The organism is Sphingomonas sp. BRN-1R (assembly GCF_057748035.1).
The window spans coordinates 1,049,936-1,076,223 of the sequence record NZ_CM173236.1; the positions used below are offsets into that span (position 1 = coordinate 1,049,936).

A 26,288-nucleotide genomic window follows, 5' to 3' on the forward strand; every position below is an offset into this window, starting at 1 on the left:
ACCGAACCCATGCAAGTCTATGACGCACCGCTGCGCGACATGCGCTTCGTCCTCAACGAACTGCACAATGACGACGGGTTCGGCGATATCCCCGCGCTCGCCGAGTTCACGCCCGACCTGACCGACGCGGTGCTGGAGGAGGCCGCGCGCTTCAGCCGCGAGGTGCTCGCCCCGCTCAACCGCTCCGGCGACGAGGAGGGCTGCCATTACGAGAACGGCGTGGTGCGCACTCCCGCGGGCTTCAAGGACGCGTACAAGCAGTTCGCCGAAGGCGGCTGGACCGCGCTTGCCGGCGATCCGAAATGGGGCGGGCAGGGGCTGCCCGAGGCGCTCAACAAGCTGGTCGAGGAGATGAGCTGTTCGGCCAACCTGTCGTTCGGCCTGTACCCCGGCCTCACCCACGGCGCGACCACCGCGATCGAGGGCTATGCCACCGAAGACCTCAAGCAGACCTATCTGCCCAAGATGGTCAGCGGCGCGTGGTCGGGCACGATGTGCCTGACCGAGGCGCATTGCGGCACCGATCTCGGCCTGCTGCGCACCCGCGCGGTCCCGCAGGACGACGGCAGCTACCGCATCACCGGTTCGAAGATCTTCATCTCGGCGGGTGAGCATGACCTGACCGAGAACATCGTCCACCTCGTGCTCGCGCGGCTGCCCGATGCGCCCAAGGGCGTGAAGGGGATCAGCCTGTTCCTGGTGCCAAAGTATCTCCCCAAGGACGATGGTTCGGTCGGCCCGTCGAACGGCGTGCTGTGCGCCAATATCGAGCACAAGATGGGGCTCAAGGCCTCCGCAACGTGCCAGATGAACTTCGAGGACTCGACCGGCTGGCTGATCGGTGAGCCCAACAAGGGCATGGCGGCGATGTTCACGATGATGAACACCGAACGCGTCTCGGTCGGCATCCAGGGGTTGGGCGTCGGCGAGGCGGCGTATCAGGCGGCGGTCTATTACGCCAAGGATCGGTTGCAGGGCCGCGCGCTGTCGGGCGTCAAGAACCCGGACGGCCCAGCCGATCCGATCATCGTCCACCCCGACGTGCGCCGCATGCTGATGACGATGCGTGCCTATAACGAGGGCTGTCGCGCGGTATCGGCGTGGGTGTCGCGCGCGCTTGATGCGGAAACGCACTCGCCCGATCCGGCGGTCAAGCAGCGCGCGGAGGATTTCGTCGCGCTGATGACGCCGGTGGTGAAGGCGCTGTTCACCGATCTGGGCCACGAGAGCGCGCATCTGGCGGTGCAATGCTATGGCGGCCACGGCTACATTCGCGAAAGCGGTGTCGAGCAATATGCCCGCGATGCCCGGATCGCGATGATCTACGAAGGCACCAACGGCATTCAGGCGCTCGATCTGGTCGGGCGCAAGCTCGGCGCACATACCGGCCGCTATCTGCGCAGCTTCTTTCATCCGGTGTCGCAGTTCATCGAGGAGAACAGCGGCGAGGGGCCGTTGAAACCGATGATCGACGGCCTCGCCCGCGCGTTCGGGGCGTTGCAGCTTTCCACCGCTACCATCGCGCAGCGTGGCCTCGCCGATCCCGAGGAGGCGGGGGCCGCCTCGACCGATTACCTGCGACTGCTCGGGCTGGTGGCGATGGCCTATTGCTTTGCCAAGGCGACCAAGGTGTCGGGCCTCAAGCTGCTGTTCGGCGCGGAGGACAAGGCATTCTACGACGCCAAGATCAAGACCGCGACCTTCTTCTACGAACGCATCCTGCCGCAGACCGCCGCTTTGTTCCTCCAGATCAAGGCGGGCAAGACGTCGATGATGGCGCTCGACGCGGAGGCGTTCTGACGCTTCCCGCTGCCCTGTCCGAGCGGCTCGCGATTCCGGCGATGGTCGCGCCGATGTTCCTCGTGTCGGGCGTGGAACTGGTGGTGGCCTGCTGCCAAAGCGGGCTGCTCGGCACCTTCCCGGCGCTCAACGCGCGTACCGGGGAAGACCTTGATCGCTGGCTGGACGAGATCGCGGCGCGGCTCGACGGGGCGGCCGCGCCGTTCGGCGTCAACCTGATCGTCCACAAGAGCAACACGCGGCTCGATGCCGATCTTGCCCGCATCGTCGCGCACCGTGTGCCGGTGGTCATCACCTCGCTCGGCGCGGTGTCGGACATCGTGCAGGCGGTGCAGTCCTACGGCGGCATCGTGCTGCATGACGTGACGACGGTGCGCCATGCCGAGAAAGCAGTCGCGGCGGGCGTCGACGGGCTGATCGCGGTGTGCGCGGGTGCTGGCGGTCATGCCGGCACGCTCAGCCCGTTCGCTTTGGTGTCTGAGATCCGCGGCTTCTTCGACGGTCCGCTCGCGCTGGCGGGCGCGATCACGCAAGGTCGTCACATCGCCGCCGCGCGGATGATGGGCGCCGACCTCGCCTATCTCGGCTCGCACTTCATCGTCGCCGAGGAAAGCCTGGCGAGCGATGCGCAGAAGGCGATGATGCTCGGCGCACACGCCGCCGACATCGTCCATACCGATCGCGTCACCGGCGTGCCCGCCAGTTTCCTCAAGCCCAGCCTCGACGCGGCGACCCTGCCCGACGCGCATGGCGGCCTCTCGCTCGCGGAGGAAGCGCGCGCGTGGAAGTCGATCTGGTCGGCGGGGCAGGGCGTCGGCGCGGCGCGTGCGGTGCAGCCCGCGCGTGCAGTGTGCGAGGCGTTGATCGCGGAATATCGCGCGGCGGTGGCGGCATGACCGGGTTGGATGAGATCCGCGCGATGATCGCGCGCGGCAAGCGGCCGCCGATGATGGAACTGCTCGATATCGATCTGACCGAGGTCGATCGCGGCCACGTCGTCTTCGAGGCCACGCCGAGTGCGCTGCATTACAACCCGCTCGGCATCGTCCATGGCGGCTATGCGGCGACGATGCTCGATTCTGCCTGCGGGCTCGCCGCGAGCAGCGCGACCGACACGCCGCTCAACTGCGTCACGCTCGAGATCAAGATCAGCTACCACGCCGCGCTGAGTGCGCGTTCGGGGCGGGTACGCGCGATCGGACGACTGCTGACGATCGGCAAGCGCGTCGCCTATACCGAGGCGAAGCTGATCGGCGCCGACGACAGGCTCTACGCGTCGGCGACATCGACCCTGCTGCTGTCCGAGCGGCGCGCGACCGCCGAGCCGGAGGCATCCCCGACCGCATAATCCTCTGGTACGGGGCAAGGCAAAGCGAGCGCTTGCCAAACCTGCTGACACCGCTTTACCATGGCGCCAAGTCCAACAGGACGGAGGGGATTCTTGGCCATGAAAGCGCACGTAGCGAGCGTTCGGTCCGACCGGGCGCCACGCCCGGGAAGGACGGCTTCGTCGCCTTCGCCGATACCGGCGACCCCACTCATGTCGCTCCGCCGGCTCGACAGAACATGATCTCAGCGCGCGCGATGATCTCCGGCGTTGCGGGCCGCCGGCAAGCCGATCCGCGCCACGGGCAGCGCGCGCTGTTCGAACGCATCCCCCACATCCAGCCCGGCACCTGAGGAGCCAGACGATGACCGATACATCCACGCCAGCCGCCGCCCTCACGCGGCGCGACCTGCTCGCCGGCAGCGCCGCGCTCGGGCTCGCCACCGTCGCAGCCGGCGCGGCGCAGGCGGCGACCGGCACCGCCGCGCTCGACGCCGCCATGCTCGGCGCAGCGCGCTACATGGTGGAGAAGGTCAGCCATCAGGGCGGCTATGTTTGGCAGGTGCTGCTCGACCGCTCGCGCGAATGGGGCGAGATGCAGGCCTATCCGACCAGCGTGTGGATCCAGTACCCCGGTACGCCGCTGGTGGGTCAGGTGTTCCTCGACGCCTATCACGCGACCGGCAACGACTATTTCTACCAGGCCGCCGCCAAGGCCGCCGACGTGCTGATCCGCGGCCAGCAGGAGAGCGGCGGCTGGAACTACCATTTCGATCTGGCGGGCGAGGCGTCGCACCGCAAATGGTACGACACGATCGGCAAGAACGGCTGGCGGCTGGAGGAATTCCAGCATTATTACGGCAACGCCACCTATGACGACAGCTGCACCGCCGATTGCGCCAAGTTCATGCTGCGCATGTACCTCGAAAAACGCGATCCCCGCTACAAGGCGTCGCTCGACAAGGTGATCGGCTTCGTGCTGGCGAGCCAGTATCCGGTCGGCGGCTGGCCGCAGCGCTTCCCGTTGCGCGACGAGTTCCACGATCACGGGCTGCCCGATTATACGTCGTTCATCACCTTCAACGACGATGTCGCGGCGGAGAACATCGTCTTCCTGCTGATGGTGTGGCAGACGTTGGGCGATGCCCGCGTACGTGATGCGATCGCGCGCGGCATGGACTGTTTCGTCAAGGCGCAGCAGCCGCAGCCACAGCCCGGCTGGGGCCTCCAGCACACCGTCGCCGATCTCAAGCCGGCGAGCGCGCGCACCTACGAGCCCAAGGCGCTCGTCTCGCACACCACCGCCGCGAACATCGCGCTGATGATGGACTTCTACGAACTGACCGGCGACGCCAAGTTCATGCGCCGCCTGCCCGAAGCGCTCGACTGGCTCGACGCGATCCGTCTGCCCGCGAGCGTGGACCCGCAGCGGCGCTACCCGACCTTCACCGAGATCGGCACCGGCAAGCCGATGTTCATCCACCGGCGCGGGTCGGACGTGGTCAACGGCGAATATTATCACGACGACGATCCGCACAACACGGTCGCGCATTACAGCTCGTTCCGCTCGCCCGACGTCGCGAAGCTGCGTGCGCGTCATGCCGAACTGGCGGCGCGGCCGGCGGCGGAGGTCGCGGTGGGATCGGCGCTGCACGGCGGGCAGCAGGCACTGCCGCGCTACTTCACGCTGGCGGACATCACGATCGGCGATCTCAAGACGAATGCGCCGCACACGCCCGATCCGGCGGCGGCGGATGAAACGCAGGCCGTGCTTGCCGCGCTCGATGCCGAGCATCGCTGGGTGACGCCGCTGCGCACGACCAGCCACCTCTATACGCGCGACGGCTATGCCAAGCCGGTGCCGGGTGATTTCTCGCATACGTATGTCGGCGACGATACCGACACTTCGCCCTATCCGGACCCCGCGCCGGTGGCGGGGATCAGCACCGCCACCTTCGCCAGGAACATGGGCGTGCTGATCCGCGCCCGCGCCGCCGCGCCGCCGAAAAGCTGATCGCGCCTAATTGGGCGTGCCCGATTGTAGGCCGAGCCGATAGGGCTCGGCCGCCGCCGCGACCGGGAGCGGGCGGGGCGGGGGCGCCAGCGCCTCGGCCCCCGCGAGCCCACGTCCGGTGACGCCGGCGATGGCGAGCTTCGGCCCCGAGGCGACCGCCACGTCGATCCGCTCCAGCACCACGCCGCGCATGTTGGCGAGCCGGATGCCGCGTCCGCTCGTGCCCGCCACGTCGCGCAGCACGAAGCCGTCGAGCGGCTTGTCAGGGTGAATGTTGACCGCCTCGACCAGCACCGGCACGTCCTTCACCCGCACACGCTCGAAGGTGAAGTTGCGCACGCTCGGGATGCCGGCCACGCCGGCGACGGGGAACTGGTCCTGCTTGCCGCTGTCGAGGAAGTTGAGCCGCAGGAAGCCGTCGCCCGCGCCACCGACGTCGATGTCACGCATGGTGATGTCCTCGATGAACGCGCCGCGTCCGGGCCGGCTCTTGATATAGATGCTGAAGGTATGCGCGGCGACGAACGCGCACCGCTCGACCAGCACCCGGCGGATGCCGCCGGAGGTTTCGCTGCCGATGCCGATGCACGCCCAGCGGCGGTCGCGGAAGGTGCAGTCGGTGATGGTCACGTCCTCGGTCGCGAGTGCCAGCGTCGCGCCCTCCATGCCGCGCCCCGATTTGAGCGAGATGCAGTCGTCGGCGGTATCGAAGGCGCAGTGGCGGATTTCGACGCGGCGGCAGGAATCCACGTCGATCCCATCCGCGCCGCCGCTGACGGTGAGGCCGGTGAAGCTCGCGTCCTCGCAATAGACCGGGTGGATCGACCACATGTCGTTCTGCTGCGTCACAAGATCGCGCACTGCCAGCCCGCGCACCGCGACGAATTCGAGCAGCGCCGGGTTACGCAGGCCGGTCGTGCCCACGCGGCCCGGGATCGCAGGCGATCCGACGATCCGTCCCTTGCCGGCCAACCCGACGCCTTGCGCATCCTGCGCCCAGACGAGGCCGAGATGCCCGGGCACCCAACGCCCCTCCCACCGCACCTGACCGACCGGATAGTCGGCGAGATCGGGCGATCCTTGCAGCGTCGCGCCCGCCTCGATGCGCAGCGTCGTGTTCGAACCGATCCGCACCGCGCCGGACAGGAAGGTGCCGCCCGACAGCACCACCGTGCCGCCGCCGAACACCGCACACCGGTCGAGCGCCTGCTGGATCGCGGCGGTGTCCTTGCTCACGCCGTCACCGGCCGCACCGAACACGCGCGGATCGAGCAGCAAGCCGCGCGCCGGCGTGGGGGCAGGGCGCGGCAGCGCGGGCATGGCCGCGCGCGAGGCGAGCGCCGGTCGCGCCATCGTGGCGAGCGTGGTCAGCCCGGCGGCGGCAAGGAAGGCGCGGCGTTCGATCGGCATGGCAACCTCTTGGGCTAGGTGAACGGTGTCTTACCGCATCGCGCTGGCGATCGTCGCCCCGAAACGCGCATGGTTGTTTGCGGTCGACACCTCAGCGGGCGTGCCGTCGAGCGTCAGCGTAACCGTCAGCGTGTCCAGCCCCACACCGCGCGGGCAAGCGAAGCGCACCGTGGTGGTCTTGGGCACGAGATCGGCGGGTGCAGCCAGCGCGGGGAAGCGCGCGGTGGCGATGACGCGGCCGCTGCCGTCGGTGAGCGTCGCCACCCCGCCCGGCGTCGGCTTCGCGCCGAGGCTGTGGAGCGTCGCAGTCAGGCTACCACCCTTGGCGACGAGATCGTCCGCCGAAAGGCCGATGTCGGCGCGCGTGCGCGGTTCCTCGCCCGCGCTCGCCAGCGCGAACTCGAACACGCTCGTCTGATGCGGTGCGAGCGTGAGCGGCAGGGTGGCGCCTTCCTCCAACGCCACCTCGCTCGCGGCGGAGGGCGTGTCGGCGCGGTCGTCACCATTGCCGTCGACGCCGCCGGTCATCGTCCAGCGACCGGCCGCGATGCCGTCGCCGATCATCGTCGCGGTGATCGGGCGATCGCTGAGGTTGTAGGCGATCACCTTGAACCGGCGCGGATCGCCTTGCGGGATCAGGATGGCGACGTCCTCCGCATTCGCTCCGTCGAAGCGCCAGCGGACGAGATTGCCCGCGGCGTACGCGTTGCGCCGATGCGCGACGCCGCCGAGCCGGGTGCGCTGGAGCATCTCGATCGGCACGCTCACGCGGTCGGACCAGAGATGGCCCTCGGTCAGCAGGTGCATACGCGCGGTGTCGGAGGCGATCTCGGAGCCGAACAGGTCGGCGATCACCGCCTTGTCGCCGGTGCGCTGCCAGCGCACGAAACGCGCGAAATCGGCGTCGGTGCTTCCGCCGAGGTTACGGTCGTTATCCGCCCCCGCCGGCGTGATGCTGCCATCGGCGATGCCCTTGGCGAGTTGCGGGCCGCCGGGCAGGCGGGTGAGCAGATCGGCGTTGAGCCGCGACACTCCCGCGAGGTTGCGGTGGGTGATATCCGATGCGATCGGCCGCAGGTAACGGTCGTCTCCGGTCCACGTCCACGCCGCCCAGAACACGTTGGCGGCGCTCACCACGCCCGTCCCGCGCGTCGCGTCGGTCGCCCATTCGATCTCGGCCGGATAGGTCCAGCTCCCGTCCGCCGCCTGTTCGCCGTGCGCCAGCCAGTCGTCGAGCAGCGGCAGCAGCGCGGACTTCACCGCCGGCGCGCCGTTGTAATCGGCGAGCAGCAGCCCCGGATGGGTGACGAGCAGGCTGTACGGCCGCTGCCAGCCCCACACGCTCTCGCGCACGATATCGGTGCCGCTGAAATAGCTCGACACGATGTGGTGGTGCCCCGCCGGGTTGACCGCGATCAGGCGCGGGTAGTTGCGAGCCACCGCCATGGCCCGTTCGATCGCGGTCGGATCGCCCCGGCTGATCTGGAGCGATTGCGCGACCGCGTTGATGCCCTCCTCGTAACTGTGCAGCTCGTCGGCGCGGATGCGGCTCAGCCCGTCCGACCACATGCCGTTGGCATAGGTCGCATCGAGCACGCGGCGTTGCGACGCGGCCAGCCGCGCGGGTTCGACCCCCATCAGCGCGAGCGGCACCCACTGGTTCATCAGGTCGGTGTCGTCCGACAGGCCGCCGCCGAACTCGCCGTCGGCGATCTGGCGGTTGTCGATCCACCAGTCGACGAAGCGGCGGTAGAGCTTGAGATCCTCGACCTGCCGGAACGCCCAGACCGGCACGCCCGTCGGCGGCGCGGCTTGCGGGGTGGGCGCATAGGGCTGGTGCGGGTTCTTCTCGACCCAATAGGAGCGCGCCACCGCATTGCCGGGATCGACCCGCAGCACGTCCGATATGTCGCGCTCGAACCGGTCCCACATCGGGAAGGCGCGGCTGTTGGGCTGTTCCTCGACCAGGAAGGAGAGGTTGTCGCGTGCCTGTTCGAAGCGATCGGCGACATGCTCGCGCTTGGCGTCGGCGGCGGGCTTGTAGAGCAGGCGGATGGCGGTGCCGTCGAGCTTGGCCGCGTCGAAGCCGCCGCCCGCCGCCGCGATCGTCAGGTACAGGTTCGCGCCCGGCGGCAGGATGCGGTCGCGCGTGTCGAGCCACAGCGTGCGCGCCTCGTGCGGCTTTACCGAGACGTTAATGTCGAGCAGGTCGCGGTCTGGCCAGGTCGGGTCCTTGACGCGGATGTTGAGCGGCAGCAGCCCGTTGTGCGTCGCCGCCACATCGAGCGCGGGCAGGTCGATGGCGATACCGTCGAGCCCGACGTCCATATTCTCGGTGCCATAAGCGAAGCGCGTGATCGCGCCGCCCGCCCGGCTGTCGCGGAAATCGCCGGGGATGAGGATGTGGACGAGCGGCAACGCGGCCGGCGTCGTGGCGGTCGCAGCCGTGCGCGGCGAACCGGCTGGCAGCGCGACGACGGTCGCGCGCTCGTCCTTGGCGTAGCGGCCGGCGATGGTGGTGCGCAGCGCGTCGAGCGTGGGGTAGGTGGCGGCATCGGCGTGCGCATCGAGCGTATAGCGCATCACCACCGGATCGTCGGGCACCGCGCCGGCGGTGACGTCATAGGCGGCGATCTCCTCGATCGGCGTCTCCTGCGCGACGTTGTCGAAGCGCAGCACGCCGCCGCGCCGTTCCTTGCCGAGCGCGTTCGAGGTCCGCTCCTGCCCGGCGCCGCGCGAGAACAGCGTGCCGTTCGCATCGCTCAGCGTGCCGTAAGCGGCGCCGTTGATCTCGATCCGATTCCACGGTTCGTCGGGCAGGGTCAGCGTGTAGGTCTTGCCCCCGGTCGCATAGACGTTCCAGTCGGGCAGTTCGAAATAATCGTGGCGGCCGGGCAAACGCGAGCGGTTGTACACGCCGGGCCAGGTCGTCTCGCGGATGCCGTCGGCGCCGCGGAACATCCGCTCCTTCTGGTCGCGCGTGTCGGCGAACTCGACCTTGCGGATGCGCGTGACCGTGTCTGACAGATAGGCGGGGGCGGCGCGGTTCCAGCCGTAGCGCAGCCACCATTCGTCGCGCGTCGCCGCATCGGTGAGCGCGCGGGGCGCGGCGGCGGGCACCGCCGGCGGCTGCGCGGCGGCGAGTGCTGCCACCTGCGCATCGTCGAGCATGTGATCGTAGATGCGGATCTCGTCCATGTCGCCGGAGCGGATGTAGTTATACTGGCTCTGCACCTGATGCGGCGAGACGATGCGCTGGAACGGGCCGAACCCGAACAACCCGCCATCGTACACCGCCTTGCGCTCGGTATGGGCGACCGGCTTGCCGTCGATCCACAGCTTGACCCCGCTGGTCTCGTCCCAGGCGAAGGTGACGTGGATCCACGCCGTTGCCGCCGGCACGCTGTCCATGCGGAACGACACGCGCGTGCGGGCGAGGCCGGTATCGGTGACGAAGGCGTCGAAGCCGTGGCCGTTCCAGTCGATCCGGCCCCAGGCCATGTCCCAACTGGTGCCGTCACTGTCGCCGATGCGGAACACGGGAAAGGGCGTCGACCCGAGCGGGGTGCGCGGGCGGAAGAAGAAGGAGAGCGTACCGCGCTGCGCGATGATGTTGCCGGGCGCGCTCCACGCCAGCACGAGCGAATCCGCCAGCGACAGCCCGGGGCCGACGCGCCCGTCCGCCACCGTCCTCACGCCATCTGCGAAGATCGGCGTGGCCGCTCCGCCGGCCTGATCCGCGACCGCGCCATTCTGCCCCGACACCGCGAACAACAGCCCGTCGTCGCCGGATCGCTGCGCGAGTGCCGGGGCGGACAGACAGGAGGTCGCCGCGAGCAGCGCACGGATGCAATGTGCCTTCATGAAGGTGTCTCGCCCTGGCGGAGAAGAAGAAACGGAGGGGCCGGAGCCCCTCCAGTGGGGAGAAAGATCAGAACTTCACGCCGACGCCGAAATAGATCTGGCGACCGGTGTGCGTGTTGATGAACGGGCTGTTGCGGTCCGAACCCTGATACTGGTCGACCGCCGCATCGGTGAGGTTCAGCCCCTGCACGGTGATCTTCAGGATGCTGTTGACCTGATAGGACAGGTTGGCGTCGATCGTGGTGATCGCGCTCTGCCCGTTCACGTCGTTGCCGGTGTTCCCGCCCGGCACGCTGACGAGGAAGCCGCCGCGATACGCGATCGAGCCGCGGATCGAGAATTTGCCGTCGTCGAAATAGGCGGTGGCGTTGGCCGCGTTCTTCGAAAGGCCGACCAGTGCCGCCGTGGTGGTGAGGATCGGCACGCCGCCCGCGCTGGTCAGCACGTAATTGATCTTGGAGGTGACGTGCGTGTAGTTCGCCAGCACGCCGAAATGGTTGAGCCAGTCCGGCAGGAAGTTGAACGGCAATGCCGTCTGCGCATTGACCTCGAAGCCCTTGAGCGGCCCGCCCGGCGTGTTGAACGGCCGCCTGGAGGTGAAGATATCGCTCGTCACCGTGGTCGAGTTGGCGAGCAGCGCGGGATCGAGCCCAAGCTGGTCGAACGGCAGATCCTGCTGGAGCGTCTGGATGTAGGTGCTGATCTTCTTGTAGAAATAGGCGACCGACAGCAACGTATCGCGCGTCGGATACCATTCCACCGCCAGATCGAGCGTCTTGGCCTTGATCGGATCGAGTTCGGGGTTGCCGACGGTGACGCTGCGCGCGCCGGTGACGGTGATCGACCCGCCGGGCGTGAGGTTGCCGAGATCGGGCCGCGCGATCACCTTCGACGCGCCGAGCCGGAAGATCAGCGTGTCGAGCGGCGAATAGGCGAGGTTCAGCGACGGCAGCCAATTGTCATAGCTGCGCTTCGCGGTGACGAGCACCGGCGCGGACCCGACGAGCTGATAGCCGTTGGACGACTGATCGGTCACCACATAGCGCACGCCGATATCGCCGCGCAGCGGGAAGCCGAACAGCTTGCTGCCGTCGAACTCGACCTGTCCGTAGCCGGACTTGTCATCCTCGGTCACGCCGCGGATGTTGCCGCGCGCGCTGCTGTTCTCGACGCTGTTCTGCGCGAAGGTGCCGGTGTTCGAGAAGATGTCGAACACCTTGACGAACTTGTCCAGGTCCGGTGTCACCCACGAGGTCGGCGTGGGAGAGGGCACCTTAAAGCCTTCGCCGAAACCGGTCAGCACGCGCGTGAGATCGGCGACGGTGGTGCCGGCGGGCAGCGCGGGCACGAGCAGCGAATTGACCGCACGGCCGGTCGCGAACGACTTGAACTCGAACCGTTTGTACGACCCGCCGATCTTGAGGTTAAGGCCGTCGAGCAGCTTCATGTTGCTCTGAAGCTGCGCGTTCTTGAAGGTGTTGACCGAACTGCTGGTGCTCAGCCGGATTTCGGACGTGTTGTTGATGAACCCGAAATTGGCCGGGTTGGTCACGTCGAAACCGTAGTTGAGCACCGGGTGACGGCTGTCGTCGCGGTAATCCCAGCTATAGTTCTGGCTGTTGGGGCGGTCGATCGTCAGCGTCGTGTCGATCGGCACCTCGAGGTCGGACTTCGAATAGCCGATGCCGCCGGTCAGCGTCCACCAGCTCGCCAGATCCTGCTTGCCGTTGAGCGTATATTGCTGGAACTTCGTGGTGAAATCGGTGAAGCGCGTTTCCGAGCGGATATCGACGTTGTCGAACACGCCGTACACCAGATCGCCCGCCGCATTGACCTGCGCCTGACGCACCGCCGTCTGCGGCTTGCCGTTGTTCGACAGCGCGCGGCTGAACGAGAAGGCTTCGATGAAGTTCTCCTCGCGCGTGGCGTGATAGTTCGAATAGAGCGCGTCGAAGGTTAGCAAGGTGTGGCTGGTCGGCTGCCACTGGATCGACCCGGTCAGGCCGAGCCGCTTCTGGTCGTGCGTCAGCCGGCCGTAGCGTGGCAGGCGCGGCGCGTGGACGGCGTTGCCGCCCCCGGCGGTGACGGTGTTGTACGCCGCCACGTTGTCGGGCGTGTTGGCCGGGCGCGCCACCCCGGTCGAGCACGAGGTCGCGGTGGTGCCGGTCGATGCGGACAGCGGCGGATTGGTCGGCGCGTAGCCGACCGGTGCGCAATAGCCGCCGTTGGTCGCGGTGGTGTCGAACCCGACCGATCCTGCGCCGTCCTCATATTTGCGGCTGCGCGAATAGGCGGCGGAGACCAGCACGCCGACCGTGTCGTCGAACAACTTGGTGGTGAACAGCCCGGCCAAGCGCGGATCGACCGCTTTCCGCAGATCGTTGTAATTGCCCTGCGCGGAGGCCGCGAAGGTGGTCTTCTTGTAATCGAGCGGGTGCGCGGTCTGGAGATCGACCGTCGCGCCGAGCGAGCCTTCGTCGATCTCGGCCGATTGCGTCTTGCGCACCGTGATGGAGCTGAACAGTTCGGACGCGAACACGTTGAAATCGAACCCGCGCCCGCGATTGGCGCCGCCCGAGCTGTCGGTCGAGGTGGTGGTGCTCAGCGCCTCCATGCCGTTGATGCGGATGCGGGTGAACTGCGCGCCGAGGCCGCGCACGGTGATGCTGCGGCCTTCGCCGGCATCGCGTGCGATCGACACGCCGGGCACGCGCTGGATCGATTCGGCGAGGTTGTTGTCCGGGAACTTGGCGATATCCTCCGCCTTGATGACGTCGATCGCGCCGAGCGCCTCACGCTTGGCGTTGATCGCGGATGCAAGGCTGGCGCGGAACCCGGTGACGATGATGTCCTCCGGGTTGGCCGCTTGCTGATCGCCCTTCTGCGCGGTCGCGGTCTGGCTGTCGTTCTCGATCGTCGCGGGCGCGGGCGCGGACGGGGTGGTGCCCGGCCCCTGCGGCACGGACGGCGCGGTCTGCGCGTTCGCCGCGCCCGCCATCAGCGCGATAACCGACGTGCACAGCGTGAGTGTGGTGATCCGAGATGTCATGATTTCCCCTCCTGTATGTGACTGTGCCGGTGGTCCTGTTGCGGCTTCTGACCGGCGGTACGTGGTTGACGATGGGTGGCCCGGCGGCTCAGGCCGGCGCGTCGCGATGAGCCGGGCGAGCGGCGACGAGCCGGCACGACAAGCGCACGCTGTTGTTGAAAGTGGCGGTCGCGTGTGCGCCGACGTCTGCTTCATGAACCCCGGTGACGGCGCCGGTGGAGACGACCATGCCGGCCACGAGCGGCAGTCCGCGTTCGGCCGCGGTTTCGAGCAGGAAGCGGACCGCGCCGATGGGCCCGTCCATCATCGTGCCACCGGTTCCCGCGCCCACGTCTGCGCCGTTCACGGACACCGCGACGGCCCAATCCTCATAGCCCGAGGTGCGCCAGTCCGCGATCTCGGGCCCGAGCAGCAGGCCGGCGTTGTTGCCGAAATCGGACACGGTGACGGCCGATCCGTCCGCGTTGATGCTGGGGAGCGGCGAACTGGCGATCTCGATGCCATAATGGAGGCGGGTGACGAGCGCGGCCGCTTCGGCATGGGTGAAGCGCATCTTGCCCTCGGGGATCGCGCCCAGCACCGCGACATATTCGGCTTCCACCGCTGCGAAGCCGCCGGCGAAGACCGGCATGTCGACCGCTGTCGCATCTGCCGCCGTGACGATCTGCCGCGTGAAGATCGGCCCGGCGAGTCGCACCGCGCCCAGTGATGGCACCTGATCGGGCGGCACCCGGCCGACTTTCCAGCCAGCCACGCTATCGGGCCAGGCCGCCACCGCCGCAGCCTGGATCGCGTACGCAGTGTCGAGATCGCCGGGTGGCGTGCCGGGATAGGTCGGCAGTGACCGCGCGTCCTGCCGTGCCGCGACGAACGCGCCCGCTATCGTCTGCTCGCTGCTCTGCGGCGTCGTCATGTCCTGCCCCCATTCGCTCGTGGCAAGGGCACCGGACGCAGGTATGCAGGTGCGGCATCCGGCCATGCCGGAGTCCGCAGGTTCCCTTTCACATCCTCATCCGAACGCTCGCTTGCCGCGCCGCTCTTTCTAACATTTCTGTTAGATTTCACATTCTGGCACCGGTGTCATCATGTTTTTAGCGCATTTTGGGTATGCGCGGCCGGCTGCGCCAACGCGCTGGGCGCAGCAGCAAATTCCGCTCTGGAAATCGCCGGCGGAGCCGGGTATAGGATCTGCCACGTCGATCTCAGGCCAGCTTCTGCGCCGAATCGCAACGCGGGCGTGGTGAAATTGGTAGACGCGCGGGACTCAAAATCCCGTTCCGCAAGGAGTGTCGGTTCGACCCCGACCGCCCGCACCATTATCTGGACGACTATCCGCCGGTCACGGCGTCGCGGAGGAGCGCGACCGCCCGTTCGGCGTCACCGACGCGGATCACCTCGAACGTCTTGCCCTTCAAGTCGTTGTAGGTGACGAAGAAGCGCCCGAGATGATCGACGAACGACGCGCCCAGATCGGCGATGGTCTCCGCTTCCTGATAGTTGATCGACAAGGCCGTGCGCGCGATCAGGCGATCGTTGCGGACGGTCTTGCCATGCTCGGTCTGCTCGGCCTCGATCACGCCGAGCAGCTTGACCTGCACCACGCAGCCGGGCGCCCCGGGCTCGTCGCCCACCACCAGCACGTCGAGCGGATCGCCGTCTTCTGCGAGCGTCGCGGGAACGAAGCCGAAGTCGAGCGGGAAGCTCATGCCCGCCGGAAGCAGCCCGGATAGCTCCAGCGCGCAAAGCTCCGGATCGTAGGTGTATTTCGACCGGCTGCCCTTCGGCGTCTCGATCACGACGCGGCAGGTCCGTTCCGCCGCATCGAGATGCGGATCGATCTTGGTGAGGTCGGCCATGTGCGCTCCCGGCAGTGGATGCCGATAACCCACGGGCGGTGTGCCGCGTTCCGGTCCGCGTTCAGACGCGGAACACGTACTCGGCGCCGGGCAGGCGTTCGATATCGGGCGGGAAGTTGGCGCGCTTCTCGTCGTAATAGTGCCGACGGTGGTCGCCGTGCGTGGCGGCATTGTAGGTGAGGTACAACATGCGGCGCTGCGCGTCGGTGAGGTTGGGCTTGGAGGCGTGCGGCGCATAGCTGTCGAAGAACAGCACATCGCCGGGCTCGGTCGGGATCGGGATGAGATCGAACGCCGCCATCTGTTCGGGCGTGAGCGGTTGCCATTCCGCGCCGATCATCGTCGAGAGGCGTGGCGCGCTGGTCATTTCGAGGCAGCCATTGGCGATCGTCGCCCGGTCGATGCCGACCAGCGCGGTGACGAACATCGGCGCATAACGGGTCCAGCCGGCCTGCTGGTCCTGATGCGGCTCGAATCCGGCGCCGCCCGCCATCTTGAAGTTGATCTTTTCCTTGAACAAAACCGCCGTGTCGCCGAGCAACTGCGCGACCGCAGCCGACACGCGGCTGCGCCGGATGAACGCGTCGAACTCCGCATGATAGGGGCAGAAATCCTCGATCCGCTGCATCACCCGCGCGCCTGGCACGGCAAGGCTGTCCTCGTAATAGACCATGTGCCGGCCCGGCACTTCGGGCAGCGCGACGAGTTCGTCGCTCCACCGTGCGATCTCGGCAGCCTCGTCCGCGCCGAACAGGCCGCGTCGGATCAGCCAGCCGGTCTCGGCGAAATGGGCGAGGTCGTCCGCGGTCAGCGGCTGCGGGTCGTCGAGCGCCATCTCAGTTCGCCAATTGCGGAAGGACGGTGTCGCGCGCTTTGGCGACGTCCTCGGGGAAGTCGATCTCGGTCCACGCCAGATCGGTCACGTCGACATAGGTAAACGCGGCGGGATCGGCGAGCATCAGGTCGCGGATCGCCTCCTCATATTCGACCTGGGTGATGCCGGCGGCGACATAGCGGTCGCAGGCGTCGGCCAGTTTCGCCGCCATGTCGGGCGCGAACTTGAAGAAGCCGACCGACTCGCCGTGCCAGTCGTGCGCATGTTCGGGTGTCTTTCGGAAATCGACCATCGTCTCGCCCCGGAAGCAGACCTTGACCGGCTCGTCGCCCGGCTCAAGCTGGCGGTCGACCAGCAATACCGCTTCGCCCGGCGCGGCGACCAGCCGTTCGAGCATCCGAGGGTCGTACAGCACGTCGCCGTCCATCAGCAGCACGCTGCGCCCGCTGCGCAGCCGGTCGCGCTGCACCCACAGCGACACGAGACTGCCCTCGCGATATTGCGGGTTGAACACCGTCGTCGCACGGTCGCCCAACACCGCGCGCAGCGTTTCCGCCTCATGCCCGACCGTCACCGCGATATCGTCGATGCCGAGCGCCGCCAGCGCGGCGAGGTGCCGTTCGATCAGCGAGCGCCCGGCGAAGTCGAGCAGCACCTTCGGGCCGTCATGCGTCTCGCCGAGGCGACGGCCGATACCGGCCGCCAGCAGGATGACGATGGGCCTGGTTTGCGACGGGCTTGGCTCGGCTTGGCTTGTTTGCATGACGCGGCATCTATATCGATCAAGGTTTGCGGCCAAGGATATTAGCCCGGCCATGCCGCAGTACGACCATCGAAGGCCCACCTCCCCATGAACCACCTGTCCACCGGTATCCTCACGCCCACCAACACCTGTTCGCGCGCGGCGGCGCTGCGCCATGCGATCACGGGGCCAGACCTGTCCTTCCTGATGGAGGCGCATAGCGGCCTGTCTGCGAAGATCGTCGAGGAGGCGGGCTTCGGCGGCATCTGGGCATCGGGTCTGAGCATTTCGGCGAGCCTCGGCCTGCGCGACAGCAACGAGGCGTCGTGGACGCAGGTGCTCGACGTGCTGGAATATATGGCGGACGCAACCACGCTGCCGATCCTGGTCGATGGCGACACCGGCTATGGCAATTTCAACAACGTGCGCCGGCTGGTGCGCAAGCTGGGCGAGCGCAACATTGCCGGCGTGTGCATCGAGGACAAATTGTTCCCCAAGACCAATTCGTTCATCGGCGAGGAACAGCCGCTTGCCGACATCAACGAGTTCTGCGGGCGGATCGCGGCGGGCAAGGACAGCCAGACGAGCGACGATTTCGTGCTGGTCGCGCGCGTCGAGGCGCTGATCTCGAGCCGGCCGATGGAAGAGGCGCTGCGCCGTGCCGAGGCGTACCACGCCGCCGGTGCCGACGCGATCCTGATCCATTCCAAGAAGGCCGATGGCGCCGAGATCTTCGAGTTCTGCCGCCGCTGGGGCAGCCGCGCGCCGGTCGTGATCGTGCCGACCACCTATTATCCCACCCCGACCGACCTGTTCCGCGAGGCGGGCATCTCGACCGTGATCTGGGCCAACCACCTGATGCGCGCCTCGATCACCGCGATGCGCGAGACGGCGCGGATGATCCACGACGAACAGTCGCTGGTGAACGTCGAGGGGCGCGTGGTCGCGGTCAAGGACGTGTTCCGCCTGATGGGCAATGCCGAACTGGAAGAGGCCGAGCGCCGCTACCTGCCCGAAACGCCGCACCCGCGCGCGATCGTGCTGGCGGCCTCTGGCGGCGATCTCGGCGAGCTGACGCGCGACCAGCCCAAGTGCATGATCGACGTGCGCGGCCAGTCGCTGCTCGCGCGGCAGGTGGCGACCTTCAAGGATGCCGGCGTGCGCGACGTGACGGTGGTGCGCGGCTTCGCCAAGGCCGCCGTCGCGATGAAGGGCATTCGCACGGTCGACAACGACCGCTACGCCGAAACGGGCGAGGCCTATTCGCTCGCACAGGCCGCCGACGCGCTGTCGGGCGAATTGGTGGTGTCCTATGGCGACGTGCTGTTCCGCAGCTACATCCTCGAGAGTCTGCTTTCGAGCAAGGCGGACGTGGTGCTCGCGGTCGATGCGTCGAAGCGGGGCGGCACCCCAGCGCGCGATCTGGTCGCCGCCGATCACGCCTTTTCGGGCAGCTATCTCGACGACGAGCCCGCCAATCTGATCCGCATGGCAAGCGACCTCGGCGGCGAGGCGAGCGGCGAGTGGGTCGGACTCGTCCGCTTCAGCGCAACCGGGACGGCGTGGCTGCGCGAGGAGATCGCCGCGCTCGAAGCCGAGGGGCTGCTCGATAGCGCCGACCTGCCGCTGCTGCTCAGCCGCATCTCGGCGAAGCATCCCGTGCGCGTCAAATATTTCATGGGGCACTGGATGAACGTCAACACGCTCGCCGATGTCGCCGACGCGCGCAACTTCACCTGATGATTACCGCCGACGCGTTCATGGCCGAAGCATCGGCCGCGGGGTTCGATTTCTACACGGGCGTGCCGTGCAGCTACCTGACCCCGCTCATCAACGGCGTACTGTCGAACCGGCGCTTGCGCTACGTCGGCGCGGCGAGCGAGGGCGAGGCGGTGGCGATCGCGGCCGGCGCATGGCTGGCGGGCCGGCGCACGGTGGCGATGTGCCAGAACTCCGGGCTGGGCAACATGGTCAACCCGCTGACCTCGCTCAACGCGCCGTTCGCGATCCCGACCTTGCTGGTGACGACGTGGCGCGGCCGCCCGGGCGAGCCCGACGAGCCGCAGCATGTCGTGATGGGCGAGACGACGCACCGGCTGCTCGACCTGATTGGCGTCGCGCACCGCCCGTTTCCCAATACCGACGCCGAGATCGCGCCGCGCCTGCACGAAGCGGTGTCGGCGATGGATGCGAACGATCTGCCGTTCGCCTTCGTGATGGCCAAGGGCGATGTCGCCGATACGCCACTCGACCAGCCGGCGCGCGCGCTGCCGGCGGCGGGGCGGCGGGTCGAGTATCGCAGCGGCGGCGTGCGGCCGACGCGGGTGGCGGCGCTCGAACGCTTCCTCGCGCTGACCGACGATGCCACCGCCGTCATCGCCACCACCGGCAAGTCGGGGCGCGAGCTGTTCACGCTCGCCGACCGCGAACAGCATCTCTATCAGGTCGGCTCGATGGGGGGCGCGTCGGGGATGGCGCTCGGCGTGGCGCTCAACACGCGCAAGCGGGTGGTGGTGATCGATGGCGATGGCGCTGCGCTGATGAAGCTCGGCACGCTCGCCACGATCGGGGCGGAGGCGCCGGGCAACCTGATCCACCTGCTGCTCGATAACGGCGTGCACGATTCGACCGGGGGACAGGCGACCGTCTCCGCCTCGGTCGATTTCGCAAGCGTCGCGATCGCCTGCGGCTATGGCTATGCCGCGTCGTGCGACGATCTCGACGGGTTCGAACGGGCGTGGCGGGAGGCGATCGCGGCGGGGCGGCCGGCGATGATCCACCTGCGCATCGCAGCCGGATCGATGGCGACGCTCGGCCGGCCGACGGTGACGCCGCAGGCGGTCGCGCGGCGGTTCAAGGCGTTCCTCGCGGCGTGAACCGCTCCGCGCTTCTGGCGGTCGCGATCGGGTTGGTGCTGGCGGTCACGCTGATCGCCACCAACGACCTGTCCGCGATCCTCGCCGCGCTGCGACAGGCGGGGTGGGGTATCGCGCTGGTGGTGGTGCTGCACATGCCGCAGACCTCCGCCTCGGCGATCGGCTGGGGCGTGCTGCTCGACCGCCGCGAGCCGATCGGGCGGTTGTACGTGCTGCGCTGGATCCGTGAATCGGTCAACGCGCTGCTGCCGGTCGCGCAACTGGGCGGCGACGTGGTGCGCGCGCGACTGCTCGCGCAGCGTGGCGTGGCTGCGGCGTCGGCGACTGCCGCGACGATGGTCGATCTGTCGATGGAAGCGGCCACGCAGGCGGTGTTCACCATCCTGTGCGTGGTGCTGCTGCTGGCTGGTGCGCATGGCGGCGCGGCGCTGCCGCTCGCGATCGGGGTGACGGGGATCGTCGTCCTGCTCGCGGTGGCGTTCGTCTTGGCGCAGCGCTTCGGGCTATTCGCGCTGATCGAGCGGGGGGTGACGCGGTGGACGCGCGGGCGCGATCTCGTCGGGCTCAACGCTGCCGTGATCGCGCTGTATGCGCAACCGGGGCGGCTGGTGCATTCGGCGGCGTGGCATCTGCTGTCGTGGCTGCTCGGCGGCATCGAGACCTATGCCGCGCTGCATGTGCTCGGCATCCATGCATCGATGCGCGAGGCGATGATCGTCGAGGGGCTGGGGCAGGCGGTGCGCAGCGTCGGCTTCCTGGTGCCGGGTGCGCTCGGCGTGCAGGAGGGCGGCTATCTGCTGATCTGCGCGATGTTCGGCATACCCGCGCAACCTGCGCTCGCGCTGTCGTTGATCCGCCGGGTGCGCGAACTCGCGCTCGGCCTGCCGGGGCTAGCGCTGTGGCAGCGGATGGAATCGCGGCGACCGGTCGTCGCCATCGAAGGAAGCCAATCGTGACGCCGATCCTGCTCACCCCCGGCCCGCTCACCACCGATCCCGCCGTGCGCCGCGCGATGCTCGACGATTGGGGATCGCGCGACCCGGCGTTCATCGCGCTCACCGCCGAACTGCGGCGGCGTCTGCTCGATGTCGCCAACGGTGCCGCGACTCACGTCGCGGTGCCGATCCAGGGGAGCGGCACCTATGTGCTGGAGGCGGCGGCGGGGACGTTGCTCGCGCAGGGGCACCGGCTGCTGGTGCTCATCAACGGTGCCTATGGCGAGCGGATGGCGGCGATCGCGACGCGGCTCGGCCATGCGGTCGAGACGCTGCGTTGGGACGAGGACGTGGCCGTCGACCCGGATGCGGTGGCGGCGCGGCTCGCCGTCGATCCGACGATCAGCCACGTCGCGGTCGTGCATGTCGAGACGACCACCGGGCTGCTCAACCCACTCGCAGACGTGGCGCGCGTGGTGGCGGAGGCGGGGCGGCTGCTGATCGTCGATGCGATGGCGAGCTTCGGCGCGCTGCCGATCGACCTCGCCACGCTGCCGGCGGCGGCGATCTTCGCGTCGAGCAACAAATGCTTGGAGGGCACGCCCGGACTCGGCTTCGCTTTGGTCGATGCGGCGGTGCTGGCCGGCTGTGCCGGACGCAGCGCGTCGATGAGCCTGGACCTGCATGCCCAGTGGCAGGGGTTCGAGGGTAACGGCCAGTGGCGCTTCACCCCGCCGGTACAGGTCGTCGCCGCGCTGGTCGAGGCGCTGCGCCGGCTCGAGGCTGAGGGCGGCAGCGCGGCGCGGCTGGCGCGGTATGAGGCGAACCTCGCGACATTGCTGGCGGCGACCGATGCGCTCGGGATCGACCTATACCTCAATCGCGCGCTTCAGGCGCCGATCATCGCGACGTTCCGCTCGCCGCCGGGGTTCGACTTCGCGCGGTTCTACGACGCGCTCGCCGCCGCCGGGTTCGTGATCTACCCGGGCAAGCTGACCCGTGGCGAATCGTTCCGCATCGGCTGCATCGGGGCGGTCGAACCGGCGGACTTTGCGCGTCTCGCGACCGCGCTCGCCCCGGCGCTAGCGGCGGCGACGCAGGCCTAGCAGCGCGAGTACGATTGCCGCCGCCGGGGTGATGATCGCGCCCGCCACCGTCGTCGGCCAGGCGAGGCCGAGCCAGACCAGCACCGGCATCAGGATCATCGCGTCGTCGGGATCGAGCGTGATGCCGGGGCCAAGCGTATAGCCGCGCACGCTCGCCAGGTTGAACAAGTTCAGTTCCGCGAACAGCGTGCCGATGCCGACCCCGGCCAGCACGCCCAGCCAGATCGCCAGCACGCCGTGCGCGCCCGCGAGCCCGATGCCGAGCCCGACGAACGCGGCCATGCTCGCGAGACAATCCGAGGCGAGATCGTAGCGGTGGCCGGCCACGCTCATCTGCCCGGTCTGGCGCGCAAGCTCGCCATCGGCACGGTCGAGCAGCATCGACAGCACGAACACGCCGCCGCCGATCGCGAGCCAGCCCTGCGTGCCCCGCGCGAAGCATAGCGCGGCGGCCAGCCCCGACAGCAGCCGCACGGTGGTGATCTGGTTGGGCGACACGCCGCTGCGCGCGGCGAGGCGGACCGCCGGACGAACGATGCGGTGAATGACGGTGTCGTGGCTCAAAACGGTTCCCGGGAGCGAGTGGCTCGCGCGAATGACATGCAGTTGCGCCACCTTGCAAGAGCAAGCCCGTGAAAAGCGCGCCTAGAAGCTCATGGTCGCGCCGAGCCGTAGCGTACGGGGGCGCAGCGGCGTGGCCTGTTGACGGTTGGCGAGCGAGAAGGGGTTGCCGAACGCGAAGCGATCGGCGCGCGTGTCTGTGATGTTCTCCAGCGTGAGCGTGAAGTCGATCCCGCGGTGTCGCCAGCCGAGTTCCGCCGAGCCGAACGCATAGTGCCCTTGCGCAATATCGAGATAATTGCCGACCCCGAGCAGCGAGCGCCCGACATACTCCACCGTCGCGGCGGCGCGCAGCCGGTCGCGCGCGATCGTCCAGCGATAGTCCGCGCCGGCATGGGCGGCGAACGGCGGCGTATCGGGCAGGCGGCGGTCGGCGCGCGGTGCTGTGTCCGCGATCGTGCCGCTCACCCGGTTGTCGGTATAGAGCGCCGCCGCCTTGAGGCTGAGGCCGGGCACGACCACCCAATCGGCATTGACCTCGGCCGCGACGATGTCCGCGTCGCCGATATTGGCGGTGTAGGGCTGGCCCGATTTGTCGACGAGATCGGCCTGGATGCTGGTCCAGCGCGCATAGGACACGGCGCTGGACAGCGACAGCCCGGTTGCGCCCGCGCGGGTCAGCCGCAGCCCGAACTCGCCCATGCCGATATCGTCGGAGGCGAATTCGGCGACCCGCCCGATGCCGCGCGCGACCGCGAGGCCGCCGGTGCGAAACCCCGACTGATACCGCGCGTACAGCGACACGTGCGGCGCGACCGTCCAGGCGAGCGCGAGCGTGGGATCGGCGCGGCGCGTCTGCCGCCCGCGCACTACGTCGCCGCCGCGCGGCTTGAGGGACGGGGTGCCGTCGACCCGCGCGAAGGTGGCGCGCAGCCCGGCGGTCGCGAACAGATGCCGCGTGAGCGGCTCGGTGATCTCGGCAAAGGCCGACTCGCTGCTCGACACGTTGGTTACGGCGATGATGTCGTTGGGGTTGGCGACCGGGCCGAACGTGCGGTCCTGCGCGTCGCGGTTGTTGAGCGCGGCGATCCCGACCACCCACGATCCGCCATGATCGAGCGAGCGCGACAGCCGCACCTCCTGCGCGACCAGCAGGTCGGCGCGGTGGTTGCGATATTCGGTCAGCGGGGCGGGCGCGCGGCGGCTCGCGTCGAACGTGTCCAGCCCGACATAGCGGCTGATGCCGGTAGCGGAGACCAGTTCGAGCCCGCTGTCCCACCGCTTGGTGACGACCAGCCGCCCGAGCGCGAGGCTGTTGCGATACGGCTGCGCCATGCGGCTGTCGCGGCCGAGCCCGCCGGTGGTGCGATCGGCATATTGGCCATCGTCCGCCGCGATCCGCTGCGCCAGCACGCTCGCGTCGATCATCCAGGCATCGCCCGGATCGTAGCGCGCGGCGAGGCGACCACCCACCCGCGTCACGCCGTTGATGTTACGCCGCCCGAGCGTTCGCGCGTTGATATAGCCGCCGTCGCGCGACTGGTAGCCGACCGCGCGCAGCCCGGCACGCCCGCTCGCAAGCGGGAGGTTGAGCGCGGCCGCGACCGCCTCGCTGGCGGCGCCGCGCTCGGTCGCGCCGATCGCGGTGGAGAGCATGCCGCTCGTCCGATCGAGATCGACCGGGTTGGGCACCATGCGCACCACCCCGCCGATCGCGCCGCCGCCGTACAGCGTGCCCTGCGGCCCCTCCATCACCTCCACGCTCTGCATGTCGACCAGCGCGAGCGCGGGCTCGGGCGTGGCGTAGCCGATCTGGACGTCGCCGAAATAATAGCTGGTGGCGGATTGGGTCGCGCCGTCGAAGCTGCTGTCGGCGATGCCGCGGATGAACAGCTTGTCGCGCCCGCTGCCGAGCGCGGTGGTCTGCAACACCGGCGTGGCGCTGGCGATCGCCGCCATGTCGCGCGCGGCGGCTGGGCCAAGCGCGCTGCTTTCGGGCGCGACGGTGGTGATCGTCGCGGGGAACCGGTCGAGCGGGATGCGCTGTTTGGAGGCGGTGACGATGATGTCGCCGCTTCGCGCGGGCGGCGGCGCGGGCCGGGGTGGTCGCCGCACGGCGGCCGGGGCGCGAACGATGCGGTAGCTCAGCGCGCCCTGCCGCACCGCGCGATAGCCGGTGCCGCGCAGCACGCGGCGGAGCACCTGCGCGACCGATCCCCTCGTCTCGGGCGGCGCGACCTGCACGGCCGCAAGGCCGGGCTCCACGCTGACGATTTCGGCACCGGTGCGCTGCGCCAGATCGAGCAGCACCGCCGAAAGCGCGCGGGTGCCCGGCGGCTCGGCTCGCGCCAGCGCCGCCGCCGGGCAGCAGACGAGCCACGCGAGGATCGCGGCGAGGGGCCTAGCGTGTCGCCGCGCCCGCCGTACCGATCGTCCATGTTCCCGCATCGTCGGTAGCGCGTGTCCCCGTCATCGCCGCGAGGTGGGGAATGTCGTCGGCGGCGCGCCCCGTCAATCGCAGCACGCCGATAAAAGGCTGCTGCGCCGCTTCGGGCGTGGTCCGCACCTCGGTCGCGAGCGCCAGCCCAACTGTTTGAGCGACGCTGCCGAGGCTTTCGCCCGCGAACCGGAAGGTGCGTGCGCCGCCGCGCGCAATCGCCGAGCGCACCGGCGTCGCGCCGCCCTGCGCGATCGACACCGCCTCGCCCGCGCGCACGGGGATCGCCGCGCCTTGCGGATCGAGCAGCACCGCGCCTTCGCTCACGCCGATGTCGAGCCCGCCGCGCACGTGCGTGAGCGTGAACACCGTGCCGACATCCTGCACGGTCCAACCGCCGACCCGCACCGCGAACGGATGCGCGGCGTCGTGCCGGACGCGGAAGGTCGCGCGGCCATCGTCGAGCCGCACGTCACGCGCATCACCCGCGCCGATCACCAGCCGCGCGCCGCTCGCGAGCGCGACCGCGCTGCCGTCCGCGAGGTGCAGCGTCTGCGGCGCGCTGGCGACGATCGTGTGCTCCGCAGGCGCCGGACGCAGCGTCGCCACACCCGCCAGCACCACCGCAGCGGCGACACCCGCGCCGAGCCACCAGCGTCGCCGCGACACGGGCGGGTTGTCGTTGGCGTGAGGAACGGGCGCTGGCACGTCCTCGTGGCGCAACGCGTCGGCGAGACTCACCCGATCATAGGCGGCGGCATGCGCCGGGTCCGCCTCGAGCCAGGCGACGAAGCGCAACCAGTCGTCCTCCTCCATCGTCTCCTGGCGCAGATGCCAAGCGAGCGCGGCGTCGAAGATCGTCCTGTCACTCATCGTCCGCCCCCTCGCGCGCATGCAGGTGCCGGTAGGCCCGGTGCAGCAGTTTCTCGACCGCGCTCACGCTGATGCCGAGCCGCGTGGCGATCTCGCGCTGCGGCACATGCTCGATGCGGAACAGCCGATAGGCTGCCTGCATCCGCTCGGGCATCGCCGCGATCCGCGCCTCGGCCTGCGCCAGCCCCTCGCGCGACAGCAGCCGGCGCTCGCTGTCGGGGAACTCGGCGGCGTCCGGCTGCACGCCCTGCCACGCCGTCTCCAGCGCCCCGCGCCGCGCCGCCGCGACCCGCCGGTCGGTGGCGAGGTTGCTCGCCATGCGGAACAGATAGGCGGCGGGGTGCGCGACCGGGCCGGTGTCGCCCCCCTCGATCTTCAGCCACAGGTCCTGCAACGCATCCTCCGCCTCGCTGGCCGAGCCGAGCCGCGTGCTCAGCAGCCGGAGCAGCGCCGCGCGCTGTTCGAGATACGCCGCCGCCAGACCGCCGTCGTGCGTCATGATGCGGATGGGCGCGGCGAGTCCATGATCGCGCGCCATGTCGGCGATCGCGCGCGCGCGCAAGGGCGCGAGCGATCCGTTGCCGGGCAAGGCGCGCGCCTGCC

At 68.9% G+C, this 26,288-nt stretch carries 20 protein-coding genes and 1 tRNA gene; 10 read left to right on the top strand and 11 right to left on the bottom strand.

Features of this window, described 5'->3' with window-relative positions; translation table 11 throughout:
• Positions 1–9 precede the first annotated feature (9 nt).
• The 5 genes from AC3ANX_RS04785 to AC3ANX_RS04805 are packed head-to-tail and all read left to right on the top strand — an operon-like array spanning position 10 to position 5,141.
• Positions 10–1,800: an acyl-CoA dehydrogenase C-terminal domain-containing protein gene (locus AC3ANX_RS04785; RefSeq protein ID WP_488335886.1), complete on the top strand. Its 1,791-nt coding sequence runs from the start codon at positions 10–12 to the stop codon at positions 1,798–1,800.
• Positions 1,797–2,696: an NAD(P)H-dependent flavin oxidoreductase gene (locus tag AC3ANX_RS04790; protein ID WP_488336885.1), complete on the top strand. Its 900-nt coding sequence runs from the start codon at positions 1,797–1,799 to the stop codon at positions 2,694–2,696. Before AC3ANX_RS04785 ends, AC3ANX_RS04790 begins: the two co-directional genes overlap by 4 nt.
• Positions 2,693–3,148: a PaaI family thioesterase gene (locus AC3ANX_RS04795; protein ID WP_488335887.1), complete on the top strand. Its 456-nt coding sequence runs from the start codon at positions 2,693–2,695 to the stop codon at positions 3,146–3,148. Before AC3ANX_RS04790 ends, AC3ANX_RS04795 begins: the two co-directional genes overlap by 4 nt.
• Positions 3,149–3,180: 32 nt before the next feature.
• Positions 3,181–3,480 carry a hypothetical protein gene (locus AC3ANX_RS04800; RefSeq protein ID WP_488335888.1) on the top strand — a complete coding sequence of 100 codons (300 nt, stop codon included), beginning with the start codon at positions 3,181–3,183 and terminating at the stop codon, positions 3,478–3,480.
• An 11-nt stretch (positions 3,481–3,491) separates the two neighbouring features.
• Complete coding sequence (locus AC3ANX_RS04805) at positions 3,492–5,141, top strand: pectate lyase (protein ID WP_488335889.1); 1,650 nt, start codon at positions 3,492–3,494, stop codon at positions 5,139–5,141.
• Positions 5,142–5,147: 6 nt separating this feature from the next.
• Here the strand turns inward: AC3ANX_RS04805 and AC3ANX_RS04810 are convergent, their stop codons facing one another.
• From AC3ANX_RS04810 to AC3ANX_RS04825, 4 genes are all read right to left on the bottom strand, one after another.
• Entirely contained in the window at positions 5,148–6,551 is a 1,404-nt protein-coding gene (locus tag AC3ANX_RS04810) for a glycoside hydrolase family 28 protein (RefSeq protein WP_488335890.1), read from the bottom strand.
• Positions 6,552–6,581: 30 nt separating this feature from the next.
• A complete protein-coding gene (locus AC3ANX_RS04815; protein WP_488335891.1) occupies positions 6,582–10,415 on the bottom strand; it encodes a LamG-like jellyroll fold domain-containing protein in 3,834 nt (1,277 codons plus the stop codon).
• A 67-nt stretch (positions 10,416–10,482) separates the two neighbouring features.
• Positions 10,483–13,464 carry a TonB-dependent receptor gene (locus AC3ANX_RS04820; protein WP_488335892.1) on the bottom strand — a complete coding sequence of 994 codons (2,982 nt, stop codon included), beginning with the start codon at positions 13,462–13,464 and terminating at the stop codon, positions 10,483–10,485.
• Between the two features lie 88 nt (positions 13,465–13,552).
• Positions 13,553–14,377: a 2-keto-4-pentenoate hydratase gene (locus AC3ANX_RS04825; RefSeq protein ID WP_488335893.1), complete on the bottom strand. Its 825-nt coding sequence runs from the start codon at positions 14,375–14,377 to the stop codon at positions 13,553–13,555.
• Between the two features lie 318 nt (positions 14,378–14,695).
• Between AC3ANX_RS04825 and AC3ANX_RS04830 the strand changes: the two genes are divergently transcribed.
• Positions 14,696–14,780, top strand: a tRNA-Leu gene (locus AC3ANX_RS04830).
• A 12-nt stretch (positions 14,781–14,792) separates the two neighbouring features.
• On the opposite strand, the gene AC3ANX_RS04835 is transcribed toward AC3ANX_RS04830, so the two are convergent.
• The 3 genes from AC3ANX_RS04835 to AC3ANX_RS04845 all read right to left on the bottom strand — a co-directional run bounded on the left by AC3ANX_RS04835 (position 14,793) and on the right by AC3ANX_RS04845 (position 16,918).
• The gene (locus tag AC3ANX_RS04835) at positions 14,793–15,320 is read right to left on the bottom strand and encodes an inorganic diphosphatase (protein ID WP_488335894.1); all 528 of its coding nucleotides are present in this window, start codon (positions 15,318–15,320) and stop codon (positions 14,793–14,795) included.
• A gap of 61 nt (positions 15,321–15,381) precedes the next feature.
• Positions 15,382–16,155 carry a phytanoyl-CoA dioxygenase family protein gene (locus AC3ANX_RS04840; protein WP_488335895.1) on the bottom strand — a complete coding sequence of 258 codons (774 nt, stop codon included), beginning with the start codon at positions 16,153–16,155 and terminating at the stop codon, positions 15,382–15,384.
• Between the two features lies 1 nt (position 16,156).
• On the bottom strand, positions 16,157–16,918 hold the full coding sequence (locus AC3ANX_RS04845; protein ID WP_488335896.1) for a phosphocholine cytidylyltransferase family protein: 762 nt from the start codon (positions 16,916–16,918) through the stop codon (positions 16,157–16,159).
• 87 nt (positions 16,919–17,005) lie between these two features.
• Here AC3ANX_RS04845 and aepX point away from each other — a divergent pair, with 87 nt between their 5' ends.
• Genes aepX through AC3ANX_RS04865 form a run of 4 tightly spaced genes read left to right on the top strand, consistent with a single transcriptional unit; the run spans position 17,006 to position 21,814 of the window.
• On the top strand, positions 17,006–18,637 hold the full coding sequence (aepX, locus tag AC3ANX_RS04850) for a phosphoenolpyruvate mutase (protein WP_488335897.1): 1,632 nt from the start codon (positions 17,006–17,008) through the stop codon (positions 18,635–18,637).
• On the top strand, positions 18,637–19,773 hold the full coding sequence (gene aepY, locus AC3ANX_RS04855; protein WP_488335898.1) for a phosphonopyruvate decarboxylase: 1,137 nt from the start codon (positions 18,637–18,639) through the stop codon (positions 19,771–19,773). Before aepX ends, aepY begins: the two co-directional genes overlap by 1 nt.
• Entirely contained in the window at positions 19,770–20,729 is a 960-nt protein-coding gene (locus AC3ANX_RS04860; protein WP_488335899.1) for a lysylphosphatidylglycerol synthase domain-containing protein, read from the top strand. Before aepY ends, AC3ANX_RS04860 begins: the two co-directional genes overlap by 4 nt.
• A complete protein-coding gene (locus tag AC3ANX_RS04865) occupies positions 20,726–21,814 on the top strand; it encodes a 2-aminoethylphosphonate--pyruvate transaminase (protein ID WP_488335900.1) in 1,089 nt (362 codons plus the stop codon). Before AC3ANX_RS04860 ends, AC3ANX_RS04865 begins: the two co-directional genes overlap by 4 nt.
• On the opposite strand, the gene AC3ANX_RS04870 is transcribed toward AC3ANX_RS04865, so the two are convergent.
• The 4 genes from AC3ANX_RS04870 to AC3ANX_RS04885 all read right to left on the bottom strand — a co-directional run bounded on the left by AC3ANX_RS04870 (position 21,791) and on the right by AC3ANX_RS04885 (position 26,274).
• Positions 21,791–22,378, bottom strand: a complete 588-nt coding sequence (locus AC3ANX_RS04870; RefSeq protein ID WP_488335901.1) for a CDP-alcohol phosphatidyltransferase family protein — start codon at positions 22,376–22,378, stop codon at positions 21,791–21,793. The two genes, AC3ANX_RS04865 and AC3ANX_RS04870, sit on opposite strands and share 24 nt — an antisense overlap.
• An 81-nt stretch (positions 22,379–22,459) precedes the next feature.
• Positions 22,460–24,823: a TonB-dependent receptor gene (locus AC3ANX_RS04875; RefSeq protein WP_488335902.1), complete on the bottom strand. Its 2,364-nt coding sequence runs from the start codon at positions 24,821–24,823 to the stop codon at positions 22,460–22,462.
• Positions 24,777–25,685 carry a FecR family protein gene (locus tag AC3ANX_RS04880; RefSeq protein ID WP_488335903.1) on the bottom strand — a complete coding sequence of 303 codons (909 nt, stop codon included), beginning with the start codon at positions 25,683–25,685 and terminating at the stop codon, positions 24,777–24,779. The genes AC3ANX_RS04875 and AC3ANX_RS04880 overlap by 47 nt, the downstream gene beginning before the upstream one ends.
• On the bottom strand, positions 25,678–26,274 hold the full coding sequence (locus AC3ANX_RS04885; RefSeq protein ID WP_488335904.1) for an RNA polymerase sigma factor: 597 nt from the start codon (positions 26,272–26,274) through the stop codon (positions 25,678–25,680). The genes AC3ANX_RS04880 and AC3ANX_RS04885 overlap by 8 nt, the downstream gene beginning before the upstream one ends.
• Positions 26,275–26,288 lie beyond the last annotated feature (14 nt).

Coding starts and splice junctions, on each gene's coding strand:
- AC3ANX_RS04785 (WP_488335886.1), top strand. CDS start 10: ATGCAAGTCTATGACGCACCGCTGCGCGACATGCGCTTCGTCCTCAAC.
- AC3ANX_RS04795 (WP_488335887.1), top strand. CDS start 2,693: ATGACCGGGTTGGATGAGATCCGCGCGATGATCGCGCGCGGCAAGCGG.
- AC3ANX_RS04805 (WP_488335889.1), top strand. CDS start 3,492: ATGACCGATACATCCACGCCAGCCGCCGCCCTCACGCGGCGCGACCTG.
- AC3ANX_RS04810 (WP_488335890.1), bottom strand. CDS start 6,551: ATGCCGATCGAACGCCGCGCCTTCCTTGCCGCCGCCGGGCTGACCACG.
- AC3ANX_RS04815 (WP_488335891.1), bottom strand. CDS start 10,415: ATGAAGGCACATTGCATCCGTGCGCTGCTCGCGGCGACCTCCTGTCTG.
- AC3ANX_RS04820 (WP_488335892.1), bottom strand. CDS start 13,464: ATGACATCTCGGATCACCACACTCACGCTGTGCACGTCGGTTATCGCG.
- AC3ANX_RS04825 (WP_488335893.1), bottom strand. CDS start 14,377: ATGACGACGCCGCAGAGCAGCGAGCAGACGATAGCGGGCGCGTTCGTC.
- AC3ANX_RS04835 (WP_488335894.1), bottom strand. CDS start 15,320: ATGGCCGACCTCACCAAGATCGATCCGCATCTCGATGCGGCGGAACGG.
- AC3ANX_RS04840 (WP_488335895.1), bottom strand. CDS start 16,155: ATGGCGCTCGACGACCCGCAGCCGCTGACCGCGGACGACCTCGCCCAT.
- AC3ANX_RS04845 (WP_488335896.1), bottom strand. CDS start 16,918: ATGCAAACAAGCCAAGCCGAGCCAAGCCCGTCGCAAACCAGGCCCATC.
- aepX (WP_488335897.1), top strand. CDS start 17,006: ATGAACCACCTGTCCACCGGTATCCTCACGCCCACCAACACCTGTTCG.
- aepY (WP_488335898.1), top strand. CDS start 18,637: ATGATTACCGCCGACGCGTTCATGGCCGAAGCATCGGCCGCGGGGTTC.
- AC3ANX_RS04875 (WP_488335902.1), bottom strand. CDS start 24,823: ATGCGGGAACATGGACGATCGGTACGGCGGGCGCGGCGACACGCTAGG.
- AC3ANX_RS04880 (WP_488335903.1), bottom strand. CDS start 25,685: ATGAGTGACAGGACGATCTTCGACGCCGCGCTCGCTTGGCATCTGCGC.